We start from the raw sequence: 19,036 nt of genomic DNA on the forward strand, positions 1-19,036 counted from the left end.
GTATCCGTGCATCAGGCCGGGCATGTTTTTTGCGGGACGGGGATAAACCGGCTGACAGAGGTGTCGAGCGGTGTTCATATATTGGACAGGTGCGCGGAATGGTTGGCTTATAAAACCGCGCCACAGGGGAGAAATTCCAATGAAACTGTTTTCCAAAGCCGTCGCGATGGGCACGACGGCAATTCTGAGTGGGCTTTTTGCCGGTAGTGCAATGGCTCAGGTCGACGTGATTACCGTGACATCCCAAAAGCGCGAACAGACGCTTCAGGACACGCCGGTCTCCGTCGCCGTTGTCACCGGCGAGCAACTCGAGCAGTCGCAGATCCGCGACGCGGCCGACTTGCAGACCCTCGTTCCGGCGCTCCGCGTCTCCGAGTTCGCGACCTCGACCAATACCGAGTTCAATCTTCGCGGCATCGGTACTTCAAGCTTCAACCCCGGCCTTGAGCCGTCCGTCGGTGTTTTCATCGACGGTGTCTATCGCCCGCGTTCGGGCTCTGCGATCAACGACTTGATGTCGGTTGAGCGCATCGAGGTCATCCGTGGCCCGCAATCGACGATTTTCGGCCGCAACACACCGGCCGGCGTTGTCAGTGTCATCACGATGGAACCGGACTTCGACACCAATTATGCCGGTGAAGTGACGGTCGGCAATTACGGCATGCGCCAGGCGCGCGGTACCGTGACCGGTCCGCTGTCCGACAACATGGCGATCCGCCTTGACGCCAATGTGCACCAGAATGACGGCTATATCGATGTCGTCGACGGGCGCGAGGCGAACAATCGCGACCGCATGAGCTTCCGCGGCCAGCTGCTGTTCAATCCGGGCGACAACACCGAAGTGCGGATCATCGCTGACTGGGGACGGATCGACGAGAATTGCTGTGCGGCTCCGTTCGCCTTCTATGATCCGATCGACCTCGCGGCACTCGTGGGTCTTGGCGGAACGGCTGTTCCGGCCGATGTCAATGGCGGCGACACCATCGCGATTGACGGCAATCTTAACACTGACCTGACCACGCAAGGTATTTCGGCCCAGATCGAGCACGATTTCGACGGCTTTACCTTCACCTCGATCACCGCCTACCGTCAGTATGACGAGGACCAGAACTTCGACGCCGATTTCTCGGATCTCGACCTGGTCAGCCGGCGTTCGATCCAGAACCAGTATGACAGCTTCACCCAGGAGTTCCGCGTGACCTCCACCGGGGACAATGCGGTCGACTGGATGTTTGGTGGCTTCTACTACAACAACGAGCTGAGCTACGACAATTCGACGCCTTATGGCGCCGATGCGCGGACCTTCTTCGATGCGGCCTCGGCGCCGAGCGTTGCCGCCCTGGTGTCGTCTTTCGGCCTGCCGGCCGGAACCGGCGGTGTGTCGCTGCTCGAGATCTTCCTCGATATGAACCAGGCTGCCGGCGTTGGCGGTTTCGTGCCGCTGGCTTCGGGCAATGGCGCCCTGCCGACGACACCCACCGAAGGCTTCATTTCCACGCAGCACGGTCTGATCTCGGAGAGCTACCAGTACGACACCACGGCCTGGTCGGCCTTCGGTACGGTTGACTGGCACCTGACCGACCAGTTCACCCTCACCTTGGGTGGCCGTTATTCCGACGAAGACAAGGAAATGGTGACGGCGATCAATCAGCCGGACCCGATGTCGGCCTTCTCTTTTGTCGACCTGGCGCGCGATCTGCGTCTGGTGACGCCGGGTACCTGTGATCCGGGCCTGTTCGGTGTCATCGGCGGTGACGCCTGTGCCTACCTGGTTCCGTCCATCCTGTTCGGTCAGGCCCAGGCGGAAGCCATCGGTGGCGACCCGACCCTGCTCAACACGCTGCTCGCGCTGGGCATCTCGCCGACCACGGCCCTGACCGAAGCGCAGGCGTCCAACCCGGCCCTGAACCCGCTGCTGGGCTTCACCGCCTTCCAGAACTTCCCGCCGGTCAATGCGAGCAATTTCCCGACCTCGCGCAGCGATTCCAACTTCTCGGGCAATATCATCCTGTCCTACGACGTGTCTGACACCTTCAACGTCTATGCGTCCTATGCGACGGGCTACAAGCCGGGTGGCTTCAACGTCTCGACCAATGCCGCCTTTACCGGTGTGTTCGAGTTCGAGGAAGAAACCGCCGAGAACATCGAATTCGGTGCCAAGGGCTCGTTTGACGATGGTCGTTTCGTCTACGCAGCCGCTTACTTCCGCCAGGAAGTGACCGACTTCCAGACCAACAACTTCGTCGGCAACGGCTTCGCGCTGGAAAATGCCGGTTCGATCGAAGTGTCCGGGATCGAGTTCGAAGGTCAGTGGGCTCCGACCGACAACCTGCTGTTCACCGGTGGTTTCACCTATCTGTTCGAAAGCAAGTATGGCGAGTATCTCTACGCGCCTTGCCCGGACAGCTTCGACTCCACCGATCCGGCTTTCGCGCTTTGCGTGCCCGGTGCCGAGCGCACCAATGGCGCTGGCGTGACGGCGCTGTTCAACGACCTGTCGGGTCGTGACCGCGGCAACTCCGAGTTCCTCGCTGCCCTGACGGCCACCTACACCCATCAGGTCGGTGACGGCATGGAAATGTCCTGGCGTGGCGAAATGAACCATGTCTCCGAGTTCGCTCACACGACCGGCCAGGATCCGCGGCCTTTCGCCAACCAGGATGCCTTCCAGCTCTACAATGCGTCGGTGACGCTGGGCTCGGATAATGGTGCCTGGGCGGTTCAGCTCTGGGGCCGGAACATCTTTGACGAGAACTACACCAAGGGTGGTTTCCCGTCGGTGGGTTATCTTGGCACCAGCTACAACGCCTATCCGGGTGATCCGCAGACCTACGGCATCACCCTGCGTGTTCGCGGCTAGTGAACAGCGTTCAAAAACGCGTATGATTGCGGGCGGGGGCCATTGGCCTCCGCCCGTTTTCGTTTGACGCGGAGCATAGAGATGTCGCTCATCTACCTGTTGGTCGGGTCCGTCCTCGGCGTCAGCGCCATGGTCCTTGTCAATGCCTGGCTCGGGATCAGCCAACCGTCGCGCCTGACCGATCTGGAAGATGCGGCCCGGAGGCTGGATGCCGACCGGGTCGGATTTGACCCCGGTGAGGGTGTTCTCGCGGTCGACGGAGAGGCCGCTTTGATCGCCGAGCGCTCTGGCGATTGCATCGGCCTGCTGGTCGCCCGCGGCAGCGACCTGGTGATCCGCTATCTGGTTCCCGGCAGTGTGCGGGACGCGACCGTTGACGAGGGCAACAGCATTCGACTGCGCCTCAATGACTTTGTTTTCGCGCCGGCCAGATTGCGCTTTCATACGGCCGACGAGGCCTCGCTGTGGGCCGAGCGGCTGTGCGTCCTCCAGCCGGCTGTCAGGAGCTGATCATGGACGTTCCCGCCTTTGTCCAGAACTGGAACCCGATCACCCTGGCGATCCCGTTCTTCACCATTTCGGTGTTCGCCGAGATGATCCATGCCCGCCTGACCGGCAAGACCCGGTTCGAGACCCGCGACACCGCCGCCAGCCTGGTCATGGGCCTGGGCAACAATGTCTCCGGCATCATTTTCGGCCTGTTGCTGGGGGGCTGGTCGGTCTTTGTCTATGAACACCGGTTGATGGACATTTCCTTCGCCTGGTGGGTCTGGGTGATCGCCTTTGTCCTCGACGATTTTCTCTACTATTGGTCACACCGGTGGGCCCACACCGTGCGCTGGTTCTGGGCCGACCATGTGGTCCATCACTCGTCCCAGCACTACAATCTGACCACCGCCCTGCGTCAGCCCTGGATCAGCCCGTTCACGCTGAAATTCCTGTGGTTGGGTTCGGCCATGGTCTTTCTCGGCTTTCACCCGGCCATGGTGGCCTTCGTGGGGGCGCTGAACCTGATCTACCAGTTCTGGATCCATACCGAGGCGATCAAGCGGTGCCCGGCCTGGTTCGAGGCGGTGTTCAACACACCCTCCCACCACCGTGTCCACCATGCGACCAATCCCATCTATCTCGACCGCAATTATGCCGGCATCTTCATCATCTGGGACAAGATGTTCGGCACTTTCCAGGCCGAGCGCGACGATGAGCCCTGCCGCTACGGCATCGTGAAAAATCTCGGCACCTACAACCCGCTGAAGATCTGCCTGCATGAGTGGATGGGCATCGTGAAGGACATGGCCGGGGCCAAGTCTGCAAAGGACGCGGCAATGTTCCTGCTCGCCCCGCCCGGCTGGTCGCCGGATGGGTCGCGTGAGACGTCGACAACGATCAAGGCCAAGTGGCAGGCCCGGCAGGACAAGGCGGCAGAGGCTGACGTCGAGGCCGCGGAATAGGGGCCTGGGCCGCACCTCGCCCTTGCTTGATCCACGCCAACTATCCCCGCCCTGCACCCCTTTCCTTCTCCCCTGGGAGAAGGTGGCCGGAGGCCGGATGAGGGGGGAATTTTCCTGCTTTCACCGGGATTTACCCCTCACCCTGACCCTCTCCCGGGGGAGAGGGAAAGTGCGTGTCAGCAAAAATCCGCGAAAACTTATCCCCACCCCTCGCCACCAGGCGATAATGGCTTTGGTTTTCGGGACGGGAGGCACGAGCTCAGTCACTTGTGCCCGGAAACGAGCGGAGCCTGTCCGCGCGTCGGGGGTGACAACCCGATGTTCCGGCAGGGCGTGCGACCAGGTCGCGGGGCACTAAACGACCGACCCCATCTACCTGACGCATTGGAATCGGGGTGGAGACAGCCCGGGAAATCTTCGCGAACGGGATGTCGAGGACATCACGGACACCGCAGACCACCCACAGGACACCCCGGTGTCCGCCGACATCCCGTTCCCTCCCACACTTCGGCGCAATTGCGCGCGGAGACAAAAGGTCGTGGATGTTCCTGTTGCCGACCCCCCAACGTGTCGCGCGAATTGATCCATAAAGCTCCTGTCGGCCAGCCGGCCGTAACCGGCTCTTCAGGCTCATGGTTGAGGGTAAGGGAATGGCGACGGTGGCTTGGGGCCGTTGCACCGTTGGTCTCGTCTTATCGGCTCAGACCCAGAAAACCGGCAAGCGAACGCCCCAACCGATTGGGCGCGGACGTCTCGCCCTGGCCGGCTCCACCGGTAGTTCGTTCCGCGGTCGAACCAGATGAGCGGATGAGCTGGGAGCCGCTGGTAACATCGGCGAGCACGCCCATCATGGTTTGCCGACCGTCTATGAGCAGAAAATCGACCCATAACCTCAAGACCCGCTTGTTTCCGTCTGGCCGCTGATACCCGACGACTGTGCAAAAGGGCGCCCGTTCTTCCATGGCCGACAGGAACAGGTTTCGAATGGCCTCTTTGTCATCGCTTTGAAGGTTGTGAAGCAGGTCATCGATGTGGATGTGTACCGAATCGGTCCCGGTGAGAATTTCGGCGGCGCGTCTGTCACAGCGAACCAACGAGTTTCCAAGTTCCAACTGCCAGACACCGACTTGTGTCGCGCTGAGGACGGTTGCCGCCGTTTCGACAAATGGTGCGCGATCACTCGCGAAGTCGGCACATAGTCTGAGCGCCCTGATCTCCAACTCGCGTCGTTTGCGATCAGTGATGTCTCGTTGGACCGAGACGAAGAAATCCGGGGCACCACTCGCACCAATGACGGGTACGATATCAACCTCGTTCCAGAACGGCGTCCCTGACTTGGTGTAGTTGAGGATTTCTTCCCGGACATGGAGTCCGGAAAAAAGCGCGTCACGCATCCGCTTGCGAGCTTCCCGGCTACTGCCAACACCTTGGAGGAGACTGGGTGTCTGACCAACAATGTCCGATAATAGATAACCGGAGTGATCACTGAACGCCTTGTTGCACCATATGATACGGTGCCCCTGGCCCTTCACCGGTTTGCCTTCCGTGATGAGGACCGCGTCCGTCATGTGGTCGTAAAGCGACGATGTGATCTCTTTCAGGTCCAACTTAGCCCCATTTATTCTACAGGTGATGTCACTGTAGTCTTGCCGGACGGTTTCCTTCTATCGCATCACGGCCACAGGCGCCAGATTGGCGAGGGGAAGGATTCGTCATCCCGGGTCGAGCTTTTGGCGATGTTTCTCCCGGGCGCCGGGGCCAGGCGAGCATTGTGCATCCCTTGGCGACCGTCAAAGTCAGGCCGACCGGTCAACGCCCCAAGCCTGTCAGGTGGGTATGTTTCGTTGCTTCCTGCCCCAATCAATCTCGACAGGACTTGCCAACCGACCCGTTTTGACAGACGTTCGTGTTGTGAACATTGTTCACCAAAGCGCTGTGTGCGATGACTGCACACGCACGAGACATGATTGGTCGCTCCTGGGGAGGTAACGCGCCATGGCATCGCTTCGCGAGCTCTATCCGATGCCGGACATCGACAAGCATTGGTCGATACCGGAACAATTCAACGCCACTTTTGATTTCGAGTATGACGACGGTCGCTCGACCCTCATGCACCTGTACCAGAAGGGCAAGGACATGCAGTGGGATGCGGTCAACCGCATCGACTGGACGCTGGAGCTGGACCCGGAAAACCCGATGCAATTGCCCGATGAAGGCATCGCGCTGCACGGGTCGCCAATGTGGGAGAAGATGACGAAGAAGGAACAGATCGAGTTCCGCCGTCATGCCCAGGCCTGGAATATCTCGCAATTCATGCAGGGCGAGCAGGCGGCCCTGATCTGCGCCGCCAAGATCGTGGAATCGGTGCCCGATCTCGACGCCAAATTCTACGCCGCGACCCAGGTCATGGACGAGGCGCGCCATGTCGAGGCCTACAAGAACCTGATGAAGAAGTTCGGTGTCGCCTACCCGATGACCGAGCCGTTGCGCCAGCTGGTCGACGAGGCGCTGCGCGACAGCCGCTGGGACTTCACCTATCTGGCCATGCAGGTCGTCATCGAAGGCCTGGCCCTGGCCGCGTTCGGCACGATCCGCGATCTGGCCCAGAACCCGCTGGCCAAGATGGTCAATGCCTATGTGATGGAGGACGAGGCGCGTCATGTCGCCTTTGGTCGACTGTCACTGCGCGATTACTATCCGCACTTGACCCAGGCCGAGCGTGACGAGCGCGAGGAATTCCTGGTCGAGGCCTGCTACCACATGCGTGACCGCTTCCAGGCGCGCGAGGTCTATGAAGTCATGGGCCTGCCGGTCGAGGAATGCGTCGCCTGGGCCGAGCAGTCGGAAATGAACCAGCTGTTCAAGACCCTGCTGTTCCAGCGCATCGTGCCGGTGGTCAAGGATATCGGCCTGTGGGGACCGAAGATCCAGAAGGCCTATGCCGATATGGGCGTGTTGCACTATGCCGACCAGGACCTCGACGCTCTCGCCAAGCAGGACGAGGAAATCGCCCGCGAGCTCGACACCGTCAAGCACCAGGACGTCCGTACCGCCTATGTCCATGCGGTCGGCGGCATGGCCGAATAGGCGAGCTGTCTTACACGACTGACTTCTGGATTGGGGCTCCGCATCATGCGGGGCCCTTTTCTTTTGGGGGGAGGGTTGATCAGATGCCGTCGATATCCATGGCGCTGTGCACGACCGCGAGGACGTCAATACCGTCGTCGCGGGTGCGATAAAAAACGATGTGCGCGTTGTGTCGGAATGAACGGGAACTTTCGGCGACGTCGTCGCGCGGTCGCCCGGAGGCCGGATGTTCGGCGAGCCATCTGAAGCGGTCGTCCAGGGATCGCAAATAGCTCTGACACTGCGAATGGCCCCACGTCTGCGTGGTGTAGCGAGCGATGGCCTTGATATCTGCAACGCCGCGCGGCGTAAGCCGCACCCGGAGTGTCATGCCTCTCGCCCGGCCTCGGCGATGAGGGCTTCAATGTCGTAGTCACCAACGAAGGCTTCGCGCTCGGCTTCACCAAGGCCTTCGCGCACATGGCGTTGCAGGGCGGCAAGCCGCGCGCCGCGGCCCTCCAGCTCCCGCAGGGCTGCCCGGACAACTTCGCTGGCCGTTCCATAGCGGCCGCTCGCCACCTCATCGCGGATATAGGATTCCCAGTGGGGGCCGAGTGAGAGGCTGGTCGATGCCATGATTGCGCTCCTGGATATTCAAAATGAATATAGGAGGGGTGTGTGGCTGATGCTAGTTCAAAAAGGCCGCGCAGGCGCGGGTCGACCCATAGATCGCTTGTCAGCCAGCGGGCCGTCTCCGCTTCTTCAAGTCAAGGGCGGCGAAGCCGCCGCTGCGCGGGTCTGCCCCTTGAGTTGAAGAAGCGGAGACGGCTTACTCCCGGCAAGCGATTTATGGGGCGATGCGCGCTCGGCGCTTCCGGTCAGGACCTTGCAATGACCGCGGATTCAATCCTGACCAAACGCATAGGGCAACGCCCCTGGTCGTCATGGTCGCGACAAGTCGCGCTGTATTCGGGCTCGGTCGAGGTCCCACGGATGGGCGCGCAAGTTAGCCAGCGCCCGGTCGAATTCGATGCTGCCGCTCTGTGCAATGAATTCATGTTCTGACTCGGATATCGGCACCACAGACAGGATCGACACGTCGTTGATGCGTGTGATTTTATCACCGGTGCTTGGTGAAATTGTCTTCAACTCGCTCAAATAGAAGCGATCGAACCAGGGGGCCGTCGGCAATGGATCGAAAATCATAGATACCCAACCTGGGCCGACTGGGTTAGATCCCCACCCTGGGCCGACCGAGTCTTCGCCGCCAATTACGGATTTGGCCAGACGCTCCAGCATTTGCAGCACCCATGACCCGGCGTGTTTCTGGCTAAGCCCGATAATGAGTTCTGTGCCGATCATTTGGTTCGGGTTCGAGGCGCAAACGCGGAGATTGCTCAGGCCCAATGTCGCAAAAGCCCGATCCGCGACAGGGTCCGGATATGCGACTTCCACGATTTGAAAAGGCTGATGGGTGTTGAACTCCTGCAATCGCCAGCCTCTCTCAATTCGGCCGAGCTTCGCTTCAAATTCATCGGTCGTGTAGTTGCGGAGTTCCTCCATCGTGCTTTCCCTCAACTCTCCCCGAACGCATAGGGCGAAGCCCGCAGCTGGTGCGGGTCCATGGTCAGTTTGCGGTTGAGGGGCGGGAAGGCGCGCTGGGCGCAGTCTTCGCGGTCGCAGAGGCGACAGGCGAGGCCGATCGCGGCGGGGATGGTGTCGCTCATCCCGTCGGCATGGGCGATCTTGCCGGCATTGTCCCAGTCACAACCCAGGGCGATCGCGTGCAGGGCCGGCGGCTGGCCTGTGGGGCCTTGCGTTGACTGGCCTCGGGCCAGCGACAGCATGCGGGTGCCATCGGGCAGCTCGAAGGACTGGGTCAGGATGCGCTCGGGCATGCGCAGGGCGTCGTAGAGATTCCATTTCGGACAGCCGCCGCCGGCACGGGCAAAGGGCATGATACCGCCGCCAAAACGCTTGGAGACATTGCCCGCCGCATCGACCCGGATCATGAAGAAGGGCAGGCCGCGCGCGCCCGGCCGCTGCAGCGTGGTCAGGCGATGGCAGACCTGTTCATAGCTGGCCTCGAAACGGCGTTGCAGCACGCCGAGATGATACCGACTGTCTTCGGCGGCCTTGTGGAACGCGGCATAGGGCATCTGCACGGCGCCGGCGAAGTAATTGGCCAGACCGATGCGCAGGAGGCGCCGCCCTTCAGCTGAGGGCAGGGCGATCTGGTCGCACAGGCGATCCAGAAGCTCGGCCTGCTCCAGCGAGGCCAGGACCACGGCGATGTGGAAGCCCCGCGATGCCGGCGCGATCGTCTCGGACAGCAGCAGGCGGCGACCGTGGAAATCCAGTCGGCGGCGGGCGCCAGCCATCACGTCCTCGTCCAGCACCCGGACGGTAAAGCCGTGCTGGTCCTGCAGATAGGTCGCCAGCGCCTGGTCGCGATTGCGGCTGCGCAGACCGGCCCGGTCGCTCAGGGCCTCGGCGGCTTCCTCGAGGTCGGGGAAGTGATTGTGGTGGGCGTCGATGGCATTGCGCACAGATTCCAGAACGGCGCCGGGGCCGCCCGTTGTCGCGCCGGGGCCGGACATGCGCGTGGCGAGATCGGCCGTGGCCGTGGCCATTTCCCGATAGGACTGGAACAGGCGGGTGAGGGCCTCGGCGGCGCGCGGCTGGCTGTCGGCGAGCTCGTTGAGTTCCACGCGGTCGAGCTCGAGACCGGCCAGGACCGGGTCGGCAGCCGCCTCGGTGAGATCGGCGATCAATTGCCGGTCGCTCTCATTGGCAAAGCTGCGGACATCCACGTCGAAGGCTTCCGCCAGGGCCAGCAGCACCCGCGCCGTGACCGGTCGTTGATTGCGTTCCAAGAGGTTGAGATAGCTCGCCGACAGGCCCAGCGCCTCGGCCGCCTCGGCCTGGGTCATGCCGCGTTCGCGCCGGAGGCGGCGCAGGCGGGCACCGGCAAAGATCTTCTCAAAGGCCTGGTTGTCGCTCATGTCTTGTACCAAATTTTACAAACTTACATCAACACAATGTAATGATCATACACGCAAACCTCTTTATAGGAAAAGCCATATCGACAGGCCCCGTTCCGTTTGACAGCTTGAGGGCAATATCAAGCCAGCCAAACCGGCCAAGCCGGAACGGAGACAAAAATGACAACTTTCGCGGAACTGGTCCCCAATACGGCCGATGATCGTTTCAACGGTATCGAGCGTCCCTACTCCCCCGAAGATGTGCAAAAGCTGCGCGGCTCGGTCACCATCAGCCAGACCCTGGCCGAGCGCGGTGCCAACAAGCTGTGGGAGCTCCTGAAGACCGAGCCCTATATCAACGCGCTGGGCGCGCTGTCGGGCAACCAGGCCATGCAGATGGTCCGCGCCGGGTTGAAAGCCATCTACCTGTCCGGTTGGCAGGTCGCGGCCGACGCCAACACCGCCGGCACGATGTATCCGGACCAGTCGCTTTACCCGGCCAATTCGGCACCGGAGCTGGCCAAGAAGATCAACCGCGCCCTGCAACGCGCCGACCAGATCGAGGTTTCCGAGACCGGTCAGGCTAGCCGTGACTGGTTCGCTCCGATCGTCGCCGATGCCGAAGCCGGTTTTGGTGGCACGCTGAACTGCTTTGAGATCATGAAGGCCTTCATCGAAGCGGGCGCTGCCGGCGTCCATTTCGAAGACCAGGTCGCGGCCGAGAAGAAATGCGGCCATCTGGGCGGCAAGGTCCTGATCCCCACCAGCCAGCATGAGCGCAATCTCGCGGCAGCACGTCTCGCCGCGGATGTCCTCGGTGTCTCCACGATCACCGTCGCCCGGACCGACGCCGAATCTGCCAACCTGATCAATTCCGACATCGACGAGCGTGATCACGAGTTCATCGATTTCGACGCCGGCCGTACCCCGGAAGGCTTCTTCCGCCTGAAAGAAGGCGTTGGTGTTGATCACTGCATCAAGCGCGGCCTGGCCTATGCCAAGATTGCCGACCTGCTGTGGTGGGAAACCTCCAAGCCGAACCTCGACGAGGCCCGCCGCTTCGCCGAAGCGATCCAGAAGGAATTCCCCGGCAAGATGATGGCCTATAACTGCTCGCCCTCCTTCAACTGGGAAGCCAATCTCGACAAGGCCACGATCGAAACCTACCAGCAGGAACTCGGCGCCATGGGCTACAAGTTCCAGTTCGTGACCCTGGCCGGTTTCCACCAGCTCAACCACGGCATGTTCGAACTGGCTCGCGGCTACAAGTCCCGCGGCATGGGCGCCTATTCCGAGCTGCAACAGGCCGAGTTCGCCTCCGAGACCGACGGCTACACCGCCACGCGCCACCAGCGCGAAGTCGGCACCGGTTATTTCGACAAGGTCTCGCTGGCCATCTCCGGCGGCAAGGCCTCGACCACGGCCATGGGCGAATCCACTGAGTCAGCCCAGTTCGCAGCCGAGTAACGCCTCACTCACTGCTCCTTGCCGGGGTGCGATCCCTCCGAGCGCACCCCGGTTTTCTCTCCGCCCCATCCAGGAGACTGACATGACCCTCATTGCCCCCTCCGGCGTCGAAGTCCTCGGCCATCTCGAGCCCGGCTATCGCGATATCCTTAGCCATGAAGCGCTCGGTTTCCTGGCCGGCCTGCACCGCCGTTTTGAAAAGCGCCGCCAGTCGCTGTTGCGCTATCGCAAGGAGCGCCAGGTCGAGCTGGACCAGGGCGCGCTGCTGATGTTCCCGCACGAGACCGTCGATATCCGCTCAGGCGAATGGAAGGTCCGTCCGGCTCCGGCCGACCTGCAGGACCGCCGCGTCGAGATTACCGGCCCGGTCGATCGCAAGATGGTCGTCAACGCGCTCAACTCCGGCGCCAAGTGCTTCATGGCCGATTTCGAGGACGCGACATCGCCGCTGTGGTCGAACCTGATCGAGGGCCAGATCAATCTGCGCGACGCCAATACCCGCGAGATTGATTTCACCGATCCGAAGAACAACAAGCGCTATCAGGTCAAGGATGACGCCGCGGTCCTGATCGTCCGTCCGCGCGGCCTGCATCTCGACGAGCGCCATGTCCACGTCAACGGCCAGGCGATCTCCGGTTCGCTGTTTGATTTCGGCCTCTATGTCTTCCACAATCACGCGGCCCTGAAGGAACGCGGCACGGCGCCGTATTTCTACCTGCCCAAGCTGGAAAGCCGGCTGGAAGCGCGCCTGTGGAGCCTGGTCTTCCAGCATGCCGAGGACGAGCTGGGCCTGGAGCGCGGCACGCTGCGCGCCACGGTGCTGATCGAGACCCTGCCGGCGGCCTTCGAGCTGGACGAGATCCTGTACGAGCTGAAAGATCATATCGTCGGCCTCAATTGCGGCCGCTGGGATTATATCTTCAGCTATATCAAGCGCCTGAAGTCACGCCCGGACCATGTCCTGCCGGACCGGTCGGCGGTAACCATGAGCTCACCTTTCATGGCCGCCTATTCGCGCCGCGTGGTGGCCGTCTGTCACCGCCGCGGCGCCCACGCCATGGGCGGCATGTCGGCCTTCATTCCGGTCAAGAATGATCCGGCCGCCAATGCTGCCGCGACCGAGAAGGTGCGTGAGGACAAGCTGCGTGAAGTGAAGAATGGCCATGACGGCACCTGGGTCGCCCATCCGGATCTGGTGCCCGTCGCCATGGAGGTTTTCAACCAGCGCATGAAGGGCCCCAACCAGCTGGACCGCCCGGCCGATCCGCATGATCGTCCGGTCACCACGCAGCAACTGCTCGAGGCCCCGGCTGGCGACATCACCGATGCCGGTGTCGATGAGAATATCGACGTGGCGATCCGCTATATCGCCGCCTGGCTGGGTGGTCGCGGAGCCGTGCCGATCCGCAATCTGATGGAAGACGCCGCTACCGCCGAAATCGCACGGGCCCAGTTGTGGCAGTGGCGCACTTTTGGCCAGTCGACGGTCGAGGGCACCGCGCTCACCGGTCCGATGCTGGAAAACAAGATCGAGGACATCTGCACCGCGATCCAGGATGAAGTTCCTGACCAGACCGAGCTGTGCGACCGCATCCGCGCCGCCGCCGATATCCTCACCGGACTGGTCCTGTCGACGGAATTCGCCGAATTCCTGACCCTGCCGGCCTATGACCGCCTGACCGAGGACCTGAAGGCTCCGATGAAGCTGATGGAGTTCGAGGACTGAGCACAAACAGGCTGATGACGGTTGGTCGTCTCAGGCGCGGGGTCCGGGTGAGGTCGAAACGACCGGCCCGGGCCCCGTATGTTTTGGGGGGCGCCTGGTCGCTCGCTCGGTTGTCATCCCCGCCACCCGCTTGCGCGGGCGCAGGCTTCTGTCCGGCGAAGGCCGGACGCAAGGCGGGGACCTAACTGGTTGCAATCACATAGGTCCCTGACTTTCGCCCCGCCTTTGCGGGGCGTCCATCAGGGATGACAAACGCCGGGAGTAACCAGCGCCTGGCTACCCCGTCACACCCGTGCCTGGCATCCGATAGCCACACAGATCGGCCAGTTTCCACCCGGTCGCCGTCTGCTCGAAGCGGCAGGTCATGTAATCGCCGCGATAGGTGCCCCAGGGCAGGGGGGCGTCGAGAAGCGGAGTGTCGGGGGCCGGGGCAACCCGGGCGTATCGGCGCTGCGGATAGACCAGGATCTGGCGTGATGCGTCTGTCGCCATAAAGCCGGGATCGTCGAAAATGCAAAGCGGCGGCTGGCTGAGCATGCCGGTCACCGTACCGCGCGTATTGCCCTCACTGCCCCAGACATGGCTGCGCACCATCGGGTCGCGTGAGATGAAGGCGTTTTGCAGCCGGCCCGGCGCCATCGCATCGGCGACCGCCGTCTCGTTATGGCTGATAATGGCCGAAAAGGCCGCCATTTCATGCGCCTGCGGGGCCCGGCACATGGGCACGGTTTCGGTGGCACAGGCGGACAGACCCAACACGGTAGTGGTGGAGACGAGAGCAAGAACACGTTTCATCGGTTTTTCCGGTTTGCAATCAGGTCATCAACGACGCCCGGGTCGGCCAGTGTAGACGTGTCTCCCAGATTGCCAAACTCGTTCTCGGCGATCTTGCGCAGGATGCGGCGCATGATCTTGCCCGAGCGGGTCTTGGGCAGGGCCGGCGCGAACTGGATCAGGTCGGGTGTCGCCACCGGGCCGATTTCCTGGCGTACCCATTTCTTGAGCTGGTCGATATCTTCATCGGCGGCGACGCGGCCGCCCATCAGGGTCACATAGCAATAGATGCCCTGACCCTTGAGGTCGTGCGGGTAACCGACCACGGCCGCTTCGGCGACATCCTTGTGAGCGACCAGGGCGCTCTCGATCTCTGCCGTGCCCAGCCGGTGCCCGGAGACATTCAGCACATCATCGACGCGGCCGGTGATCCACCAATAGCCGTCCTCGTCGCGCCGGGCACCGTCGCCGGTGAAATAATGGCCAGGATAGGTCGTGAAATAGGTCTCGATGAAGCGGTTGTGGTCGCCGTAGATGGTGCGCATCTGACCGGGCCAGGAGCGGCAGATGACCAGGTTGCCCTCCGCCGCGCCGTTGTCACCCATGCGTTTCCCTTCGGCATCCATGAGCGCCGGCTCGACGCCGAATATCGGTGTTGTGGCCGAGCCGGGCTTGAGCGCGGTGGCGCCGGGAAGGGGGGTGATCAGCGCGCCACCCGTCTCGGTCTGCCACCAGGTATCGACGATCGGGCAGCGACCGTCGCCGACGACGTTGTAATACCAGTTCCAGGCTTCCGGGTTGATGGGCTCGCCGACCGTGCCCAGCAGGCGCAAGGAGGCTCGCGAATGCTTCTTCACCGGTTCATCGCCTTCGCGCATCAGGGCGCGGATCGCGGTGGGCGCGGTGTAGAGCGTGTTGACCTGGTGCTTGTCGACCACCTGCCACAGACGGTCCGGTCCGGGCCAGGTCGGCACGCCCTCGAACATCAGCGTTGTGGCGCCATTGGCGAGCGGTCCGTAGACGATATAGGTGTGCCCGGTGACCCAACCGACATCGGCGGTGCACCAGTAGATCTCGTCGGGCTTGTAGTCGAACACGTATTCATGGGTCATCGAGGCCCAGACCATGTAACCGCCGGTGGTGTGCAGCACGCCCTTGGGCTTTCCGGTCGACCCCGAGGTGTAGAGAATGAAAAGCGGGTCCTCGGCATTCATCGGTTCGGGCGGACAATCCGGGCTGGCGGCCTCGACCAGCGCCTCATAGGCGACATCGCGGCTGTCGTCCCAGTCGACGGCACCGCCCGTGCGTTTCACCATGATCACCTTGTCCACGATACCGGCGGTCGCGACCGCCTTGTCGACATTGGCCTTGAGCGGGATCGGCCTGGAACCTCGCAAGCCTTCATCGGCGGTGATCACAAACCGGCTTTCGCAATCGGTGATGCGTCCGGCCAGCGCGTCCGGCGAAAAGCCTCCGAAGACCACCGAGTGCACGGCACCGATGCGGGCGCAGGCCAGCATGGCGTAGGCGGCTTCCGGGATCATCGGCATGTAGATCGTGACCCGGTCTCCCTTCGTCACGCCAACGGATTTGAGGCCGTTGGCGAGGCGGCACACACGTTCATGCAACTGGCCAAAGGTGATGGTTGCATCGACGGTCGGGTCATCGCCCTCCCAGATGATGGCGGTGTCATCGGCCCGCTCGGGCAGGTGGCGGTCGATGCAATTGGCGCTGGCGTTGAGGGTGCCATCGGCAAACCAGCGAATGTGCAGGTCATCCTTGTTCCAGCTGACATCAGAGATCTCGCTGAAGGGCTTGATCCAGTCGATCCGCTTGGCTTCCTCACGCCAGAAGACGTCAGGCGTGTCCATCGATCGGCGATACATGTCGGCATAGCGACCGGCATCAATGCCGGCTGTCGCGGCACGATCCGCCGGTACCGGGAAGACGGTGTTCTGATCGGTGTGGGACATGTCGGAATCGCCTCGTGTGTTCAGGTTTGCGCAGAACGATAGCGATTCAAGCCGGGCAGGCAATCCGGCGACCCGGCTTCAGGCAGGTCGTGGACGGTCAGTCCGGCGCGACGCCCTCGGCCCGCAGGGTCGTTTGCGGGTCGAGCGTGCGCATGGCAGCGTAGTGGGACAGGAAGACTTCGCCGGACAATTCTTCGTAGAAACCGGCCTCCAGGAGCTTGTCGGCTACCGGTCCCTTGACCTCGGACAGGTGCAGTCTGACCCCGGCATCTCCGAGCCGGGCATTGATCACCCTGAGGCTGCCGAGCGCGCTCGCATCGACGAAATTGACGGCGGGAAACAGCAGGACCAGGTCGGTCGGACGGCTTTCCCGGGCAATGATCTGACCCGCCAGGTCCTCCAGGAACCGGGCATTGGCGAAATAGAGGGCTTCATCGATCCGCAAGGACACCACATGCGGTGAACACACCACATCGTGCCGGTGGATATTGCGGAAATGATGGGTGTTGGGGACCTGGCCGACCTCGGCCCAGTGGGGGCGCATCGAGCGTTGCAGGACAAGGCCGACTGACAGCGCGACCCCAAGGGTCAGGCCGATCTCGACACCGAGAAAGAGCACGCCGACCAGGGTCAGGAAGGCTGCAGCGCCATCGGCATGCGAATATTTCCAGGCCTGCCAGGCGTCATGAAAATTCGCCATCCGCCAGATCGCCGCCAGAATGGTCGCGGCCAGCGCAGCTTTGGGCAGGTGATGGAAAAGCGGCGTCAGGAAAGCGGCAACGAGCAGTATGATGATCGCGGTGAAGACACCGGCGATCGGCGTTTCGGCACCCGCCGATTCATTGACCACGGATCGCGCGAAACCCCCGGTGACCGGATAGCCGCCCGTGAAGGCCGCAGCGGCATTGGCTGCGCCGAGGCCGAGTAATTCCCGGTTCGGATTGATGGTCTCGCGGCGCCGCGCGGCGAGCGACTGCCCCACCGACACACTCTCGACAAAGCCGACCAGCGATATCAGCGCCGCCGGCCCGATCAGCGCCCGCCAGGTCTCCAGCGGCACGATCGGAAAAGCGAAGGGTGGCAGGCCGGACGGCAGCTCGCCAACGATCGACAGACCGGCGCGCTCCTCCAGGCCAAAGGTCCAGGCTGTCAGGGCTGTAAGGGCAACCAGCGCGGCCGGAGCAATCCGGGTCAGGATGCTGACCAACGAGGCGGTCAATCCGATCCGTTTGAGCAAATTGGGCAGCAGTGAGCGGGACAGGAGCAGGAAGGCCAGGCTGGCCACACCCATGGCCAGGGCGGTGGTGTTGATGCCGTCGAAATGGCGGACCAGCGAGACCACGAGTTCCGGAATCGTGGCGCCCTCCATCTCCACGCCGAAAAAATGGCGCAACTGGCTGGCAATGATAAGGACGGTCGATGCCGTGATGAAGGCTTCCACCACCGGGCGGGACAGGAAATTGGCGACGCTGCCGAGACGGAGGACGCCGAACAGCAGCAAAAAGACGCTCGACAGCAAGGCGAGGGCACCGGCCGCGGCCATCAGGTCAACCGGATCGGTCAGGCCGAGCGAGCCGATCGCGGCTGCGGTCATCAGCGAAATCACCGCCACCGGGCCGACTGCCAGGACGCGGCTGGAGCCGAACAGGGCATAGGCGAGCAGGGGGGCAATGGACGCGTATAATCCCGCCTGCGGCGGCAGACCGGCAAGCAGGGCATAGGCGAGGCTTTGCGGGATCAGCAAAATGGCCGTGACCAGGCTGGCCAGGCCATCCTGGGTCAAACGTTTGCCGTCATAGCCGTCAAGCCATTCAAGCCCTGGCAGGATGCGACGCAGCCAGCCCACCGGCTCAGACCGCATCCAGCGGGATTTTCAGATAGCGCCGGCCATTTTCTTCCGGTTCCGGCAGATTGCCGGCGCGCATATTGACCTGCACGGACGGCAATATCAGGCGCGGCATGGCGAGTTCGGCGTCGCGGGCTGTACGCATGGCAACGAACTGGTCCTCGGTCGTGCCGCTGTGGACGTGAATGTTGCGGGCCTTTTGTTCTGCAACAGTTGTTTCCCAGGCGAAATGATCGCGACCGGGGGCCTTGTAGTCATGACACATGTAAAGCTTGGTCGCGTCTGGCAATGCGAAGATTTTCTGGATGGATCGGTACAGCGCCCTGGCATCGCCGCCAGGAAAGTCGCAACGGGCGGTCCCGAAATCGGGCATGAACAGTGTGTCCCCGACAAAGGCCACGTCGCCGATATGGTAGACCATGCAGGCGGGAGTATGTCCGGGCGTGTAAATGGCATCGGCCTCGATGGATCCAATCGAGAACCGCTCGCCGTCCTGGAACAAATGCCCGAATTGCGATCCGTCACGGGCGAAATCTGCGCCGGCGTCGAACAGGTCTCCGAAAACGGCCTGAACATGCGTAACGTGGGAGCCGATACCGATCCGCCCGCCTGTTTCCCGCGCCAGATAGGGCGCCGCGGAGAGGTGGTCGGCATGGACGTGTGTCTCGAGGATCCAGTCGATCGTCAGGTTTTCCCGGCGGACATGGTCGAGGAGCGCGTTGGCGGAACGGGTCGCCGTGCGGCCGGATGCCGGGTCGAAATCAAGCACCGAATCAATGATGGCCGCCTTGCCGGTTTCAGGATCCGAGACGACATAGCTGACGGTAAACGTGTCTTCATCGAAGAAGGCTTTGACAGTGGGTGTCTGGGTCATGGCCCGGCCTTTCGG

Annotated in this window: 15 protein-coding genes; 6 read left to right on the plus strand and 9 right to left on the minus strand. The window is 62.3% G+C overall.

From position 1 onward, the window contains the following. Positions 1-139 precede the first annotated feature (139 nt). The 3 genes from VOI18_RS03740 (at position 140) to VOI18_RS03750 (ending at position 4,311) form a co-directional block, all read left to right on the plus strand. Positions 140-2,860, plus strand: a complete 2,721-nt coding sequence (locus VOI18_RS03740; protein ID WP_323761073.1) for a TonB-dependent receptor — start codon at positions 140-142, stop codon at positions 2,858-2,860. Between the two features lie 81 nt (positions 2,861-2,941). After that, on the plus strand, positions 2,942-3,370 hold the full coding sequence (locus VOI18_RS03745) for a hypothetical protein (protein WP_323761074.1): 429 nt from the start codon (positions 2,942-2,944) through the stop codon (positions 3,368-3,370). Positions 3,371-3,372: 2 nt separating this feature from the next. Beyond that, positions 3,373-4,311: a sterol desaturase family protein gene (locus tag VOI18_RS03750; protein WP_323761075.1), complete on the plus strand. Its 939-nt coding sequence runs from the start codon at positions 3,373-3,375 to the stop codon at positions 4,309-4,311. A gap of 692 nt (positions 4,312-5,003) precedes the next feature. Here the strand turns inward: VOI18_RS03750 and VOI18_RS03755 are convergent. After that, positions 5,004-5,918, minus strand: a complete 915-nt coding sequence (locus VOI18_RS03755; RefSeq protein ID WP_323761076.1) for a PAS domain-containing protein — start codon at positions 5,916-5,918, stop codon at positions 5,004-5,006. 388 nt (positions 5,919-6,306) lie between these two features. On the opposite strand from VOI18_RS03755, the gene VOI18_RS03760 reads away from it, so the two are divergent. Continuing rightward, positions 6,307-7,398, plus strand: coding sequence for a ferritin-like domain-containing protein (locus VOI18_RS03760; protein ID WP_323761077.1), 1,092 nt, complete (start codon positions 6,307-6,309; stop codon positions 7,396-7,398). Positions 7,399-7,477: 79 nt separating this feature from the next. On the opposite strand, the gene VOI18_RS03765 is transcribed toward VOI18_RS03760, so the two are convergent. The 4 genes from VOI18_RS03765 to VOI18_RS03780 all read right to left on the minus strand — a co-directional run bounded on the left by VOI18_RS03765 (position 7,478) and on the right by VOI18_RS03780 (position 10,382). Continuing rightward, entirely contained in the window at positions 7,478-7,768 is a 291-nt protein-coding gene (locus tag VOI18_RS03765) for a type II toxin-antitoxin system RelE/ParE family toxin (RefSeq protein ID WP_011643568.1), read from the minus strand. After that, complete coding sequence (locus tag VOI18_RS03770; RefSeq protein ID WP_323761078.1) at positions 7,765-8,013, minus strand: type II toxin-antitoxin system ParD family antitoxin; 249 nt, start codon at positions 8,011-8,013, stop codon at positions 7,765-7,767. Before VOI18_RS03770 ends, VOI18_RS03765 begins: the two co-directional genes overlap by 4 nt. Positions 8,014-8,319: 306 nt before the next feature. Continuing rightward, positions 8,320-8,940 (minus strand): suppressor of fused domain protein, encoded by a 621-nt coding sequence (locus tag VOI18_RS03775; protein ID WP_323761079.1) that lies wholly within the window; start codon positions 8,938-8,940, stop codon positions 8,320-8,322. Positions 8,941-8,951: 11 nt separating this feature from the next. Further along, positions 8,952-10,382: a helix-turn-helix domain-containing protein gene (locus tag VOI18_RS03780; protein ID WP_323761080.1), complete on the minus strand. Its 1,431-nt coding sequence runs from the start codon at positions 10,380-10,382 to the stop codon at positions 8,952-8,954. A gap of 159 nt (positions 10,383-10,541) precedes the next feature. Here VOI18_RS03780 and aceA point away from each other — a divergent pair, with 159 nt between their 5' ends. Continuing rightward, positions 10,542-11,828, plus strand: a complete 1,287-nt coding sequence (aceA, locus tag VOI18_RS03785) for an isocitrate lyase (RefSeq protein WP_323761081.1) — start codon at positions 10,542-10,544, stop codon at positions 11,826-11,828. A gap of 82 nt (positions 11,829-11,910) precedes the next feature. Beyond that, positions 11,911-13,554: a malate synthase A gene (aceB, locus tag VOI18_RS03790; RefSeq protein ID WP_323761082.1), complete on the plus strand. Its 1,644-nt coding sequence runs from the start codon at positions 11,911-11,913 to the stop codon at positions 13,552-13,554. Positions 13,555-13,830: 276 nt separating this feature from the next. Here the strand turns inward: aceB and VOI18_RS03795 are convergent, their stop codons facing one another. The 4 genes from VOI18_RS03795 to VOI18_RS03810 form a co-directional block, all read right to left on the minus strand. Then, entirely contained in the window at positions 13,831-14,349 is a 519-nt protein-coding gene (locus tag VOI18_RS03795) for a hypothetical protein (RefSeq protein ID WP_323761083.1), read from the minus strand. Next, positions 14,346-16,301, minus strand: coding sequence for an acetate--CoA ligase (gene acs / locus VOI18_RS03800; protein WP_323761084.1), 1,956 nt, complete (start codon positions 16,299-16,301; stop codon positions 14,346-14,348). The genes VOI18_RS03795 and acs overlap by 4 nt, the downstream gene beginning before the upstream one ends. A gap of 97 nt (positions 16,302-16,398) precedes the next feature. Continuing rightward, positions 16,399-18,162, minus strand: a complete 1,764-nt coding sequence (locus VOI18_RS03805; RefSeq protein WP_323761085.1) for a SulP family inorganic anion transporter — start codon at positions 18,160-18,162, stop codon at positions 16,399-16,401. Continuing rightward, positions 18,152-19,021, minus strand: a complete 870-nt coding sequence (locus VOI18_RS03810; protein WP_323761086.1) for an MBL fold metallo-hydrolase — start codon at positions 19,019-19,021, stop codon at positions 18,152-18,154. The genes VOI18_RS03805 and VOI18_RS03810 overlap by 11 nt, the downstream gene beginning before the upstream one ends. Positions 19,022-19,036: the final 15 nt, after the last annotated feature.

Origin of the sequence: Maricaulis sp. (assembly GCF_034670125.1) — a bacterium.
Taxonomy (GTDB): domain Bacteria; phylum Pseudomonadota; class Alphaproteobacteria; order Caulobacterales; family Maricaulaceae; genus Maricaulis.

What these genes read in the sequence shown, in the direction of transcription:
- aceA (WP_323761081.1), top strand. Translation starts at nt 10,542, where the DNA reads ATGACAACTTTCGCGGAACTGGTCCCCAATACGGCCGATGATCGTTTC.
- VOI18_RS03750 (WP_323761075.1), top strand. Translation starts at nt 3,373, where the DNA reads ATGGACGTTCCCGCCTTTGTCCAGAACTGGAACCCGATCACCCTGGCG.
- VOI18_RS03770 (WP_323761078.1), bottom strand. Translation starts at nt 8,013, where the DNA reads ATGGCATCGACCAGCCTCTCACTCGGCCCCCACTGGGAATCCTATATC.
- VOI18_RS03740 (WP_323761073.1), top strand. Translation starts at nt 140, where the DNA reads ATGAAACTGTTTTCCAAAGCCGTCGCGATGGGCACGACGGCAATTCTG.
- VOI18_RS03745 (WP_323761074.1), top strand. Translation starts at nt 2,942, where the DNA reads ATGTCGCTCATCTACCTGTTGGTCGGGTCCGTCCTCGGCGTCAGCGCC.
- VOI18_RS03780 (WP_323761080.1), bottom strand. Translation starts at nt 10,382, where the DNA reads ATGAGCGACAACCAGGCCTTTGAGAAGATCTTTGCCGGTGCCCGCCTG.
- VOI18_RS03810 (WP_323761086.1), bottom strand. Translation starts at nt 19,021, where the DNA reads ATGACCCAGACACCCACTGTCAAAGCCTTCTTCGATGAAGACACGTTT.
- VOI18_RS03795 (WP_323761083.1), bottom strand. Translation starts at nt 14,349, where the DNA reads ATGAAACGTGTTCTTGCTCTCGTCTCCACCACTACCGTGTTGGGTCTG.
- aceB (WP_323761082.1), top strand. Translation starts at nt 11,911, where the DNA reads ATGACCCTCATTGCCCCCTCCGGCGTCGAAGTCCTCGGCCATCTCGAG.
- acs (WP_323761084.1), bottom strand. Translation starts at nt 16,301, where the DNA reads ATGTCCCACACCGATCAGAACACCGTCTTCCCGGTACCGGCGGATCGT.
- VOI18_RS03765 (WP_011643568.1), bottom strand. Translation starts at nt 7,768, where the DNA reads ATGACACTCCGGGTGCGGCTTACGCCGCGCGGCGTTGCAGATATCAAG.
- VOI18_RS03805 (WP_323761085.1), bottom strand. Translation starts at nt 18,162, where the DNA reads ATGCGGTCTGAGCCGGTGGGCTGGCTGCGTCGCATCCTGCCAGGGCTT.
- VOI18_RS03775 (WP_323761079.1), bottom strand. Translation starts at nt 8,940, where the DNA reads ATGGAGGAACTCCGCAACTACACGACCGATGAATTTGAAGCGAAGCTC.
- VOI18_RS03760 (WP_323761077.1), top strand. Translation starts at nt 6,307, where the DNA reads ATGGCATCGCTTCGCGAGCTCTATCCGATGCCGGACATCGACAAGCAT.